13 protein-coding genes and 3 pseudogenes are annotated in these 12,691 nt (G+C 40.0%); 4 read left to right on the forward strand and 12 right to left on the reverse strand.

The window, feature by feature from the left end; translation table 11 throughout:
• Positions 1–103: 103 nt before the first annotated feature.
• Together L1028_RS26135 and L1028_RS26140 are read right to left on the reverse strand one after the other, a co-directional pair.
• Positions 104–370, reverse strand: coding sequence for a TroA family protein (locus L1028_RS26135; RefSeq protein ID WP_234540898.1), 267 nt, complete (start codon positions 368–370; stop codon positions 104–106).
• Between the two features lie 143 nt (positions 371–513).
• Entirely contained in the window at positions 514–909 is a 396-nt protein-coding gene (locus L1028_RS26140) for a BlaI/MecI/CopY family transcriptional regulator (RefSeq protein WP_234540899.1), read from the reverse strand.
• Positions 910–1,107: 198 nt separating this feature from the next.
• On the opposite strand from L1028_RS26140, the pseudogene L1028_RS26145 reads away from it, so the two are divergent.
• Positions 1,108–1,322, forward strand: a pseudogene (locus L1028_RS26145) (MerR family transcriptional regulator); the annotation flags it as partial.
• Between the two features lie 98 nt (positions 1,323–1,420).
• On the opposite strand, the gene L1028_RS26150 reads toward L1028_RS26145, so the two are convergent.
• The gene (locus tag L1028_RS26150; RefSeq protein ID WP_234540900.1) at positions 1,421–1,597 is read right to left on the reverse strand and encodes a YcdB/YcdC domain-containing protein; all 177 of its coding nucleotides are present in this window, start codon (positions 1,595–1,597) and stop codon (positions 1,421–1,423) included.
• Positions 1,598–3,042: 1,445 nt separating this feature from the next.
• Entirely contained in the window at positions 3,043–3,345 is a 303-nt protein-coding gene (locus L1028_RS26155) for a MazG-like family protein (protein ID WP_234540902.1), read from the reverse strand.
• Between the two features lie 581 nt (positions 3,346–3,926).
• Between L1028_RS26155 and L1028_RS26160 the strand changes: the two are divergent.
• Together L1028_RS26160 and L1028_RS26165 are read left to right on the forward strand one after the other, a co-directional pair.
• Positions 3,927–4,206 (forward strand): annotated as a pseudogene (locus L1028_RS26160) (peptidase M4 family protein); the annotation flags it as partial.
• Positions 4,207–4,323: 117 nt separating this feature from the next.
• Complete coding sequence (locus tag L1028_RS26165; protein ID WP_234540913.1) at positions 4,324–4,665, forward strand: hypothetical protein; 342 nt, start codon at positions 4,324–4,326, stop codon at positions 4,663–4,665.
• Positions 4,666–5,071: 406 nt separating this feature from the next.
• Here the strand turns inward: L1028_RS26165 and L1028_RS26170 are convergent, their stop codons facing one another.
• From L1028_RS26170 to L1028_RS26185, 4 genes and pseudogenes are all read right to left on the reverse strand, one after another.
• A complete protein-coding gene (locus tag L1028_RS26170) occupies positions 5,072–5,770 on the reverse strand; it encodes a 4'-phosphopantetheinyl transferase family protein (RefSeq protein WP_234540903.1) in 699 nt (232 codons plus the stop codon).
• Between the two features lie 492 nt (positions 5,771–6,262).
• Positions 6,263–6,436, reverse strand: coding sequence for a hypothetical protein (locus tag L1028_RS26175; protein ID WP_234540904.1), 174 nt, complete (start codon positions 6,434–6,436; stop codon positions 6,263–6,265).
• Between the two features lie 170 nt (positions 6,437–6,606).
• A complete protein-coding gene (locus L1028_RS26180) occupies positions 6,607–8,808 on the reverse strand; it encodes a M1 family metallopeptidase (protein ID WP_234540905.1) in 2,202 nt (733 codons plus the stop codon).
• 330 nt (positions 8,809–9,138) lie between these two features.
• A pseudogene (locus tag L1028_RS26185) lies at positions 9,139–9,357 on the reverse strand (MFS transporter); the annotation flags it as partial.
• 42 nt (positions 9,358–9,399) lie between these two features.
• Here L1028_RS26185 and L1028_RS26190 point away from each other — a divergent pair.
• Entirely contained in the window at positions 9,400–9,720 is a 321-nt protein-coding gene (locus L1028_RS26190) for a hypothetical protein (RefSeq protein ID WP_234540906.1), read from the forward strand.
• A 222-nt stretch (positions 9,721–9,942) separates the two neighbouring features.
• On the opposite strand, the gene L1028_RS26195 is transcribed toward L1028_RS26190, so the two are convergent.
• From L1028_RS26195 to L1028_RS26210, 4 genes are all read right to left on the reverse strand, one after another.
• Positions 9,943–10,131 carry a hypothetical protein gene (locus L1028_RS26195; RefSeq protein ID WP_234540907.1) on the reverse strand — a complete coding sequence of 63 codons (189 nt, stop codon included), beginning with the start codon at positions 10,129–10,131 and terminating at the stop codon, positions 9,943–9,945.
• 583 nt (positions 10,132–10,714) lie between these two features.
• Positions 10,715–10,900, reverse strand: a complete 186-nt coding sequence (locus L1028_RS26200) for a hypothetical protein (RefSeq protein ID WP_234540908.1) — start codon at positions 10,898–10,900, stop codon at positions 10,715–10,717.
• A 947-nt stretch (positions 10,901–11,847) separates the two neighbouring features.
• Positions 11,848–12,240 (reverse strand): hypothetical protein, encoded by a 393-nt coding sequence (locus tag L1028_RS26205; RefSeq protein WP_234540909.1) that lies wholly within the window; start codon positions 12,238–12,240, stop codon positions 11,848–11,850.
• Positions 12,241–12,455: 215 nt separating this feature from the next.
• A partial coding sequence (locus tag L1028_RS26210; RefSeq protein WP_234540910.1) for an IS3 family transposase occupies positions 12,456–12,691 on the reverse strand: 236 nt, incomplete at its 5' end.

Here is a 12,691-nt window from a genome sequence, read left to right on the forward strand (position 1 = left end):
CTGAAATAAAAAAAACTCCTCCGGAGAGCAGTTTGATCGTACGACGGATTCGTTATTGCTGTTGTAGGATCTGGCTGGATCTGCTCGAGCAGCTTCTTTTTGCCTAAGGCAAAAATGCTTCGTTGCAATTCTGTCTGCTCGTCATCCGGTACACCTTCCCGGATTTGAAGGCTTGCATACTGCTCCAAATGTTACTCTGCTCTAGCACGTTCTGATTATTGTCCGCCAACAGGATGACATAAACCGGATTGAGGCTGGACAGCGCTTTGAGACTAGTTACTTTTCCACCCCAAGGTTCCGGTTTCGGTGTACCTGGCGTTGGAAGCAGTCCAAGGTCGTGGAAGATTAAATCGGCGATGCCGGTCTTCACATAGATTCGTATTTCTTTAGGGGGTGTTACATCGTCTGATAATAGTATGCTGGGTAATTTTGTGAAATTATACTAATAAAAAAACCGCGATTTACGCGGCGGTTCGACGTTAGGCTGAATGGTTCTACCTTTAATCAATTTTCTTATCGATCATCGTTGTTGCGACTCTCGTCAAACAAAGCTTTCAAGTCATCAATTTCTTTCTCGTTCAGCTTTTTATCCTGCAAAAAATTAGCGAGCATGGGCTTCAAGGCGCCGCCATACAGTTTCTTCATGAACGATTTGGTCTCCGACTTCAAATATTCTTGTTCGCTGATGAGTGGATAGAACAAAAAGTTCCGTTTGGAACCCTCTTCCTGTGTTGTTCCCGCCGCTTCTTTCTGCACTAGACGGTTCAGGAGCGTCCTTGTCGTATTCGGGCTCCACCCCACTTGTTCCGCCAATTGCTTGACGACCTCACTGGAAGGACAATTCGGACTGGCCCACAATACGCGCATAACCTCGAGCTCCGCATCCGTGATGGGTGGTATTTTTGTCATGCCTAAACCCTCCAAAATCAAGTTATGACTACACCTGTAGTCGCACTTAAATAGTACAATTGTGGTCTGATCTTGTCAACCTGCATTGTGTTTCATTCTAAAAATAAAGTTTTGCCGATCGATATAGCCTTGACCTTTAGGTCTGACCTAAGGTATATCTTGGATATATTCCGAGCTATTATCTTAGGAGTGAACGTGATGAAGCATGAAATTACGATTAGTGAATTAGCCAAATTGATGAACGTATCCGTACATCAAATTCGATATTTCGAAGAGAAAGGTGTTCTAGAGCCTGCTTATACAGACAATAATCTATATCGGATATACGGCATGGATCAAGAGTCTACCAACTGGCACACATTCTGCTGCTACGCAAATTGGGTGTGTCTGTCCAATCCATTAAAGAATGCATGTTTTGTTTTATAGTATATTAAATCTATTAATGCTTCAGGATAATGGCTAAGTAACAATCGTTCGGCACATTCTCTTTTTTTCTCTATATTTAAAGTAATTACATCTGAATTTTTTTATCGTTATTATCAATTGATAAACCAGTCAAATGCAGGTTAATGGTTATATTCTCATCTTGTCCTTCGTTTGTCCATGAAAACATAGCTTCCTCTTCTCCATTCTCTTGCTCAAAATATTCCTCTATGAGAGGTTGAAAATGACTAGGAATTTGGACCACTAAGTAGCTGCGGGTATGATTTGGGAACTGTATCCCTGTAGATCAGTAGCTTGATTACAATCGAGTAGAATGCCGAGAAGTGACTTATCCTTACTTTGATTAATCAGATGTTCAGTCGGTCCGTTGCCAAAGCACTCACCCCAAAACTGTGTCAGCGGTTTGTTCTGGGGGGAAATCGTTGAGGGCTGTAATATGGATGCTTTCTTTACCAGATAAGGAGCTCGCGTCAAAGGGGCAATTCGCAAGAATCTGCTTATTTTCTCCTCAGTGCGCAACATGAGAGTGATGAACATTCTGAGATCGGGCTTTAAGGATGGACGATTTTACTGAGTCGCTCCAGTTCCTTATACAGGCTATATGCCAGTCTTTACTTCCACATATAACTATTGGGGGGCATAAAAAAACTGTGGTTTTACATCTTATGATGATTTCATTAATCAACTTAAATATAAGTTCTTCTCTCTCTACGATTTTTCAAATGTCCGTTTATTTAAAATAAGAACCGCGACTACATATTGTAATTGCGGTTCTTATAATTGGATTTTTTTCCTTTGTTCATTATCCCTTCATCGTATTGACTAATTCCAGATTTGCCTTCTAGAACTCTTGGAAAACTCTTGGTTTACCTGCCCTTTTAGCGGCAGCCCTCATGATATTCAACTATCTTTCCTCGTTAGTTCAGCGACTTCACACTCTTTATGATGCGGTTCATCGTGAATTATCCTACAATTTATCGGAAAGATTAGCTTATTTCGCATTTCAGATGTTACTAATAGACTAATAGACTAATAGATGTATGAAACATTTCAAATCCAATAGGTAAACTTTCTGACACTCCTACACCCTCGAAGTTATTAATAAATCTGATCTCAACTATTCGAAAATTAAAGTGCACAATCTTCCAAAAAAAATGTATGTGTTGCGTATTCTTTACTGTTGTCTTTTACTGTGATTGTAGAGTTAATTTTCATGGGAGTTTAACAGTCTGCCGATCCCGAAAAAATCGGCTAAGGATACAAGTTTTTGTTCTCTGAAACTAATAACAGGTCGGCAGTTTTGATCACGTCCAGATGATGCTCAACGAGAAATATGAAATGGTCGCTATCCGCCAACTGCTTATGGATTTTGGCAAGGTGAAGGCCAGTCGTCGGATCGCTTATTTCCTAAGGTCATTTAGCAAATATTCAGTGCCTATAGAATGGTTTAACTTTACCAAATCAAGGCTCGTGGCAATAGGATCATGTTCTTGTCCTCTTACATTGTCGCACACTGAATTGTCTGGTGACACAAACTTGCTTACATAAATAACTTAGGTTCTTATTATTGGATGAAATAGAAAGGGATAACGCTTTGCTATCGACTGGCTCTGTACTGTTTTACTCATAACCAGTATCAAAAAAAGATAGATCGGCTGCTTAAATTCGTGTTGTGTGAAATTCTTTATATTATTCTTTTACTTTTGTAAGAACACCATCTTTATTATCGTATTTTCTTTTTTCGTTTTTTTCCATTTTATGCATTATCTCTTCTTCCAAGTTAATTCCTAGAAGTTCCGAAAGTCCTATTAAGTAGAGTGCAACATCAGCCAATTCTTCACCCAAATCGTCTTTCTTTTTCAGATAAGCTTCGCAGGCTTCTGATAATTCACCATATATAAAACAAAATTCTTGAAAAATATCAGTAACATTAAATCCTTTCGCAATTTTATTCTGATAAACTCTTTTTTGTAACTGTAATAAATCAATCATTTTATTCACCTATCCTATATATAATTTTTATTTGTAAAAGAGCATGCAAGGCGATCTATTAAGTTCTCGTATAGCAATGATTTCAGTGAAGGAGAGCGTGTTCCCTCCATCAATGAACCCCGAAAGAAGTGAGTTGCATTAATCATTTCTAAGTTTTTCGTGCAAGTTGTAAACTATTAGCATCATAAATATTAATTTCATCTACAAAACATTTAATGACATCCTTTAATCCATTTTTAAGTAATGTAAGCTGCGTTTCTCCCAACGTTATATAATGATGATAAGTGCTGCATAACCGTCTGCATTAAACGTCCTTAACCCATAATACAACTTATAGTTTATATCAACGAATCCATATTTCGCGGCTATCTCGGCTGTATTTTTACCCATCTCTTCAGTTTACTCCCGTAAAGCGAATAAAATGAAGTATAATGCTTTTTATTGCAAACTAAAATCTTTAATGTAATTAAATGGATTTTATGAATTACATTATAAACTATAAAATCTCTGTTATATATGGCTCGAATTTCGGATAGGGGTACCATATTTCGGCTACTAAATTTTTAATAACGCTTTATAATGCTGAGAGAACCTATGACTACTATCTCCAGCATTTTGGCCACAACAGTCTGGACAACGACGGGCTACAGATCCGCTCCACGGTCCATTACAACACTTCCTATAACAACGCCTTCTGGAATGGAACTCAAATTGTTTTCGGCGATGGAAATGGGTCTATCTTTACTCTGCTTTCCGGTGATTTGGATGTAGTGGGCCACAAATTGACCCATGGAGTGATCGAGAAAAATCCAATCTTGAATACATGGTGAATCCGGGGCACTGAATGAATCCTTCTCCGACAGTTGGCGAAAATACTTTTCCTCAGGTGCTCACGATAAAAAACTTGATGCAGAAAACTCAGATGCTGTTCCTTCTGATTTTAATAATATAAAAGTTTTCTTTGCTGAAGCAGATAAAGTGCTAGATAAATTGGCTGATTTCTCTATTCCTGCGGTCACTCACAACTTGCTTCAAACGCTAGAGTTCTTAATACCAGTGGATCCGGTTGAAGTTTTCGTGCGTATAGTTCGCACAATACATGCTGGTCAAAATGGCAGATATCAATTTGAGTCGATGGGATCGAACCTACTTGTCAAACTCGTAGAGCGTTATCTGGCAGAATATCGTGTTATCTTCCGCTATAATCCTGCTTGTCTTCAATCACTAATAAAGATACTAAAGGTACTCGACAAATTTGTTAAAGCTGGTTGTCCAAGTGCACATAGATTAACTTATCGTATGGAAGAGGTTTTTAGATAAGATTAAACTTTATTGCTGTGAATTCTGCAAAAAGAGAGCTGTTCATCATTTGAAGTAACACTTATGTAATTTCAGGTCCAAGGATTAAACATAGCGTCATATTTAGATAATCATCAAATTGGTCCCTTAAAACAGAAAACCCGCGCTGGGCGCGGGCTCTTATGGGACTATGTTCTTGTCCACCGACATCGGAGGACAAGAACTTGTTCCGTTAGAAGACAAGAACTTGTACCTATGGTTACCTCTTTCACTTAAGTATGATTATTAAAACACAAAAACCCGAAAGACGGGCACTTTTATTAAGTGTCTATCTTTCGGGTTACAGTTCACTCATGAATAAAAGACGGTTTTCTATATGTGCGGGATTAGACGTTCACCGTCTTACCACCTGAAATATACCCGACGGCTACAAATACAACTGAAATTGGCGAACGAGTTCATGAAGAGAAAGCACTTTTACTTCGACGGGAAAATCATTCCGATGCAGGCACAGGCTCAGTTTGTAACGCGGGTCTAGCGGATATTGCCGAAAGTAACATCGTTTATGATCAAGCGTGGTCTGCAATCTGATTTCGCTGTTTTCCTCAAATCGAAAGGAAAAGGCATTTAGCGTGCACGATAGTCCCTTGCCCTGCGCTTTGATATAGCTCTCTTTCAGTGTCCAGAAATCGAAAAATCGGTCAATTTGCTCTACCGTCGGTAGGCTCGCCAAATAATCCGCTTCATTAAGTGAGAAAAAACGCTCCGCTATCGTCAAATCAATCGGAGTGATATACTCAACATCCACCCCAACCGGTTCGGAATCAACTGCGCAAACGACCCAGTCCCTCGCGTGAGAAATGTTATAATGATAATGCTCTATCCCCACCACGTACGGTTTACCCCACTCGTTCGATTGGAATTCCAACTGCCCGTTGAGCAGAGACAACCCGCTGCAAGTCATAGTTCGTACCAACAGTTCAGCCACCATCGACCGAAGCGCATCTGCAGAATGATAATAACGTCGGATTTTTGCCTGCTTCTGCGGATCAAGATAAACGAGCAAACGCTCGAATATATCCTCTGGTAGCGGCTCCGTTACGGACACCGCATGTAATTGTGCCAACTAACTTCCCTCCCCGCTCACTTCATCGCTTAACAACAGAGAGACATCTTACAACGAGAGGTCTATATTGATCTCCGGTGTACAGACTGCCTTAAGCTCAATGATACAATAGTCGGTACCAGAGAAATTCACGTAAAGATTGCAGTACGCTGATGAGAGGATACTGTGTTCCTTTACTGGCTTTCTACGATTTTAGGCCTCTCTTGTCGTTGCAGACGTCACGCTGCTTCTTCCTTAGATAGCCGTAATATACTCTTTCCACATGTCTTGGTGTGCGGTTTGTTTGTCGTACTTAATTGTATCTAGCCAATTCCGATATTTTTTTTCCCAGCGACGCTAACGGTAATGAGCGGGTTCGGACGAGATCGTCAAGCGCTTCATCATCTCGAGTTGGTACATAAATGGCGGTGAGCTCACCAGCTCGAAATAACCTTAATAAAAATATCCGGGCTTCACAGTTTTACCGCTCGCCATGGTCTACAGGGCAAGGTTTTATCCGTTCAAATCAAAGACAAAGTATTGCAGGAGATACTCGTTTACCATTTTCAATACTTCCTCTGCACAGTCAAAGATAAAAATGTATCCTCCGTTAAAATCTTTGAAAACTACGTTTTGGCTGCCATTGTTACCTGACCATAGAGCAAGACGTACATCACTGTTTGTCAACTATATCACTTCTTTTCTGGGGTTGATATAGTATATTAGCAAATTCTAAGAACGGTATAAGACAAGTACACCCGTTTAAAAGTTTGTATCCTTAGTATGTTAAAAAAATATAATTCTCCAAAATCAACGATCGTGGAACTCCCTCGGGACTAAGACTGCCCTGTGATTTATTATTCTGCAAATAGTTTCGCATACGGGTTTTCGATCTTTTTTTCGCTGCTGCTCTTACCTGCGTTATTCAGAACATAATATTGATAGAAATGGTTTGAAAAATTCAATGATTCCATTGCTTTAGCCATAAATGGATCTTCCGTCTGATCACTCATTTGGTCCCCTGTCCAAAAATAATGCAACATGAGACGATTCTGGTTATACGGATGTTTTATAATGTAGGCTCCGGATTGATTAGACTTATTCATGATTTGCTGCCATTTAAAACCGACTGTATCAGCACGCTTGATGATGCCGGACTTCAAGGCTTGTACAAACCCATTCGCATCCGGCTTGCCGATGACAATGATATTACTGTCCCCTAGCTCCTTCTTAAGCTTGTTTTTTAATACTTGACGTTCCGTTATAATCGTTGGCTTTATTCCTGCTATTTGGAAGAAGCCTTGAAACTGGTTGAGCAGTTGATCCTGTTGTTTTGTTGCTTTGTCCGATGTCAAACGGTCGCTCAAGATAATCGTTAGCGGCTCGCCCTGCAACGTTTTATCGATAATTCGGCTCATCGTTTCAGACGGAACCTCTGGAAACTGCACAAACACCGAATGGTATATTGATTTAAATTGCTCGTACATATAAGCGGCTTCCTCGTCCGCTGTTAGACGATATTCAGACTTCAAAGAATAATTAGGCTGGCGTAAATCCGCTTCCCAATCATCTCTGACCTTTTTGCCCGCTTTGTTCTCAACAACCTGAAGCAGTCCTTCGATCGTCGCATTTTTGTATACATACTGGTCAAAATATGTCTGCATCAACTCATCAAACTTCTCTTCGCCAAGCGTACGATACAACTCATAGATGGCTTGACGGCCTTTTTTATAAAAAATGGCGTCGGGAGAATCCCCAACCTTATCATTGGTCGCATCAAGCGGACTATCCAACGATACTTCATCGAATTGAATCACCTTGAATCCATTTAACGGATTTCCTTGTTTCTCATAGAAATAAACCATAGAGAAATCAGCAAATCCTTCATCTAGAAATGATTCCTTCTCGGAATTATTTCCAATTAATGCGTGGAACCATTGATGCGCAATTTCATGGACAAATGCTGAATGGTTTGAAATATCTGGCTGACCCTCGATCATGCCCATCTGAATCATTCGTGAAAATTCAACAGCGATCCCTTCAACGTACGATTCAACAATTCTGAACTCCGGATAAGGATATTTACCATATTTTTCGCTGAAGAAGTTAATGACTTTAAACGCTTGATCAATATATTGATCGATAATCTGTTTTTTGTCTTTCTGATTATCAAAGTAATAGTATTGTATGGTTAGACCATCTCGTGTAACACTTTCTACTTTAAAATCCGGACTCGTGAAGAAGACAAATTCTCTCGTATTATTCGCAGTGGCCGTTACCATCTTGCGGCCTGCTTCGGCATCCTGTACGGTCAGTGTTCCAGGCATGGAGATCTGGTAATCGGCGGGTACATTCATGGTTACCTGATAATCCGCAGAATCATAATAATCGGATTCAAATGTAGTGCTGTAAGGAGTTTTGTCCCACGTATGATCTGCAGGATTATAGACTGAAAGCACTGGGAACCAATGAGCGCCATTGATGATATTCTTGTAATGGGACAACCGCTGTGAGCCATAAGGAATTTTTACGTCGAATTCAAGTTCCAGTGTGATAGATTGCCCGGGCTGCAATGCTTGTCCCAATGCAACCTTAAGTGACTGATTCGTATTATCGAACTTCAAGGGTTGACCTAACGACTTCACATTGTTAATGTCAATGCCGCCCAAGAAATCTTCAGGTTTCTTATCCGGATTTTCCTTTGCCATTCGTTCATTTGAATTTTCGAACATACCCGACTGTGTTTCCTTTGAACGGTTTGCATCTGCAAAAGTGTGAAATACAATATTGTCCAGTATATCCTTCGTGTTGTTTCGATAGGTCACAGTTTCTGTACCGTGAATCGTCATCTTCTTCTCATCAAGCCTTGCGTCTACTTGATAGCGTGCAAGCTGATGAACAGCCGCATCGGCTTCTAGCAACGAATCGTTCTGAATCGTTGGTTTCGCAGCCATCGCTATCCCCGTCCCGAAAACAGGGCCTGTACTTAATGCGACAACAAGACTGCCGGCAATCATACACTTCTGTAGTTTAGTATTCCAATGTTTAAGTTTATTCATGTTGCTCCTCCTAATGATAAGTTCCTAATCATGATCGTAGATCTTCGAGTATGTACAAAGACTAGTATAAAGCTCTTACTTTACACGAGTTTTAAAGGAACCTTACATTAACCTTAAAAAGGAATCACTTATAGTTTTTCAAAACAGATACTCTGCACAAGTGTATTCCACAAACACGACTGTTGAGAGAATAGAAAACGGCCCATGGGTGAGTGGGTAAATCGATAAAACAGCGCCCCAAGGAGGTCCGCTCCCACACTTGGCTTGACAATACATCTAGCCCAACAGGCTGCCGATATAATAGCGCCTGTTGGGCTTCAAAAAAGGGTCTTATGTGGATCTTGAACTAAAAACTTTAATTTTAATCATGATTCCACTCCATATGAGCTGATGTATCCCCCATTGAGAGATAAACCAATCACCAATGGAAGCTCACAACGTAATTCCAAGATTTGAAAATGAGATAAGCAAACTGTTACCGAATTCAGGAGATTCTTTCGCTTCCGTTGTAAGCCATGTTTGAATGACAATTAGCCCGCCAGAATGCACTTTTTACTCCTTTCATCATTTGATAACACGACGAAATAAATCGTGCTTATAAAAAGGTGGAATGCGGCTTCCGTTCTTCTATTACATACGCATATCCGTACCGAGAAAATAATGAAGGAGCTCACCGATCTTTTTAAGAAGCGCCTGGACAATTTCGAAGACCTTAAATACTTTTTGATTGACGGTCATGAAAAAGATGTGAAATTTTGTTACGGCAAAGGCGAAGCATATCGCAGGTACATCATTGACTTACTTATTGCTTTTAGCCTCACAGACACGGAACTATATAAACAAAATGATGATCGATTTGAGCTACTATATTTAAAGGAACGGGAAAAGGTACGCAATGACAATTTGGAATAATTCAGCTTCCATATATGCCAGGATTCGAACTCGGAGAAAGCCGCCTCATCTAGCTCGGTTAACCTGTGCAAGTCTCCTTTCAGGTTTTCTTGCAGCAAGACGTTCTTATCGGCTTCTGAAAAATAAAAAAGATAATCTCCGCCATGCAGAGTGACTCTCGCTTCATTCAATTTTCGGCGAATGATCTTCTCAGTCAGGTCTTGTCGTTGATAAAGGCCTACCTTATCGGCCATCAACATGCATCAGGACCGCCATAACCCGGCAATCGGTGGTTTCCCGGACCATAACCCGCCTGTCTTTATCCAGGTTCGGGTTGATGGCGACAGTAAAGACTTCATCGGTATAGAGGATGTCTCCGTTCAAAAATTGCGTCCGCCAAAAGTCAGTAATCGTTTGTGAGAATAAAGACATACTTCATAATTAAAGCTTTCATAATCGATTCAACTCCCTAAGATTCAACATTCTCAGCAGTACCGTCACCACATCCGCCCACGTAGCTGTATCGCCTGGCATGAAATGGTCCCGTACCCGCATCTTAATGATTCCGTATCAGGCTGTTCTCTTCGTTTTTTAATTCCATGTTCAATCGGTTCACCCCCGGCAAATGCGGAATGCTGTCTCCCGAAGACAGGAGCAAACACTCCGACATCTCGGATTTGTTAGAATACAAAAGAATGGATTCCTTATGTCGACACATCTCACGAATATGCATAGAAACATCTTTGTAGCTATTTTTATATACAGCATTCAATATTCTCCTAATGAAAAGCATCAACAACATGATCCTTTTCATTAGGAGAAGTAAACAAAACGACATCCGACCTTAAATGTTTTAGCAAGATTTCATCCGAAAGTAAAACAATCTGATGCGATGAGGAGCCGGCTACAGCGTGGAATTTCGTGCCGGGATTGTATAATATCCCTTTCTCCAATCCACTTCCTCTCACTTAGGAGTTCAGTTCTCCAAAGGGGTGTAGCGGAAACACAGTCCACATCACCTATGGGCTGGGCAGCTTAAAGTCTCGACCGAACCCCAAATAACGATCGCAGACCGTTCTGACGAAAACTTGACACCGGTTAGGACGCAGCCGTCTTTGCCAGGTGCCTCACCAATAAACAGATATTCTGGATTATTCCAGAAAAGCATATTGAAATAATTCGTAAGGTTCAGTTGTTTCATGCTGGACAGAGGATTCAGGCTATTCCGTTTTTCCGTAGATTGGATCTGTGTTAGCACCAAGTTCCCTTCCCTTAAAGTAAGTGCACACTTTAAAGTACGTACTTTTGTGCCATACGAAAATCAACCTCAGATCGAATGCAATCAAACTGAGGCTGATTTTCGTTATTTATGTTCTTTAACAGGCGTTTTTTTGTAAAAAAATAACCACAAATGATATTCAATTCTATGGGATGTATAATCCCCAGCTAGAGCTTTATCACATATAGTCACTCTACACAGTCATAATAGAGTCTATTTTTTTTGAAGATTGCTCTTTTTTTCTTTTCTAATGGTCTTTAATGCTTCTGATGTCCCTTATTCTTACTTTTTTCTCAATTGCCTTTTCGCGAATATGCTCATGATGTTGGCAAGGTGAAGGCCAGTCGTCGGGTCATTGAGTGTGTGTAAATAGTGCGCCTCCTTCTTGATCTTCGGCAGCTTCACCCGTTGCTATTTTCTCCTGACTGTGTTTTGGAGCTTATTTCCTAAGGTCATTTAGCAAATATTCAGTGCCTATAGGAATGGTTTAACTTTACCAAATCAAGGCTCGTGGCTATAGGATCATGTTCTTGTCCTCTTACAGAAGGCAAATGACAATATTGTCGGATGACAAGAACTTGTACCTATTCCCGATAAATCTACCCTCCGCAATGAAAAATACTGATCCAGGGAAGATCAGTATTTTTATAAAGATTTTAAATGATAAAGATCTTGAGAAAACTCTCCAAATGGCTACTTAACGAAGTATGAAGTGCGGTAACAAGATATATTCAGGATTCTGTTCTGCATACAAAGTGGAATTAAATGCACAACACAAAAAAGGACCCTCCCAGAAAAAACTAAGGAATGCCATTTATTTTCATTAAACCAAAAAACTTATTCCTTATAATTACTAATCAGCTCTTCTTTTAATGGTTTATATTACCTATTTGTTGATTTAACAGACTTACTATTTCCTTTGAATTATTACTCATTCCGTCGTCAATATTCTGATTCTTATTAGAGTTGGAAAGTAACCGCGAATAGTTTTCTGTGCTTGTAGCTTCGTCCTCAGCTTGTTTTGTTTCACTCAATAGAACTTTTGATCCGTCTGAATTAACAAGATACTGTCTAATATAAGCGCCTTCCCTTGCTGTAACCAGTTGCCCCTTTTTTTCTACCGATTTGTCCTTCTTTTCTTCGTCTTCTTTTTTTTCAACTGTTTGTATGAGAAGCGTTGATTTAAACAACGCTTTGTTGTTTGATAGATTGTTGCGTTGGTTAATGTGATAAACGCTAGGACTAGAATTATTAATACGCATGACTCCACATCCTCATCGAATGGAATTTTTTGAAATAGTTGTAACATATCATTTAATATCGGTATCTTTTGTTGAGAGAAGAATACAAATTGCGATTTGGACAAAAAAGGGACGCCCGCGGCTCTGAAGTGCTCCCTGTCAAGTGGACAGTCTAAAAAACAAAAATAGTTCTTTAAGATACCTCAACTCGTATTACCAGAGCTGAGGTATCTTCGTTATGCAGCTCGTCGGTATTCGTTAGGTGACAAGCCATTCAAACATTCTGTGTAGCGGTAATTATTGTAGTAGTGAATGTATTTGCTAACCTCTTTGAGGACATCTTCATAGGCATCATACTTTGTAAGATAATAGCTTTCTGACTTGTAGGTACCCCAAAATCGCTCAATAGGTTGGTTGTCCAGGCATCGGCTCACACGAGACATGCTTTTCTTAAATCCGTATTTCACATGAA

It is taken from the genome of Paenibacillus pseudetheri, from assembly GCF_924513355.1.
In the GTDB taxonomy this organism is placed as follows: Bacteria; Bacillota; Bacilli; order Paenibacillales; family Paenibacillaceae; genus Paenibacillus_AQ; species Paenibacillus_AQ pseudetheri.

Bases quoted from the DNA above. Each gene is read 5' to 3' on its own strand.
- L1028_RS26140 (WP_234540899.1), bottom strand. From the start codon at position 909: ATGACAAAAATACCACCCATCACGGATGCGGAGCTCGAGGTTATGCGC.
- L1028_RS26155 (WP_234540902.1), bottom strand. From the start codon at position 3,345: ATGATTGATTTATTACAGTTACAAAAAAGAGTTTATCAGAATAAAATT.
- L1028_RS26180 (WP_234540905.1), bottom strand. From the start codon at position 8,808: ATGAATAAACTTAAACATTGGAATACTAAACTACAGAAGTGTATGATT.
- L1028_RS26195 (WP_234540907.1), bottom strand. From the start codon at position 10,131: ATGTCTTTATTCTCACAAACGATTACTGACTTTTGGCGGACGCAATTT.
- L1028_RS26200 (WP_234540908.1), bottom strand. From the start codon at position 10,900: ATGAAACAACTGAACCTTACGAATTATTTCAATATGCTTTTCTGGAAT.
- L1028_RS26205 (WP_234540909.1), bottom strand. From the start codon at position 12,240: ATGCGTATTAATAATTCTAGTCCTAGCGTTTATCACATTAACCAACGC.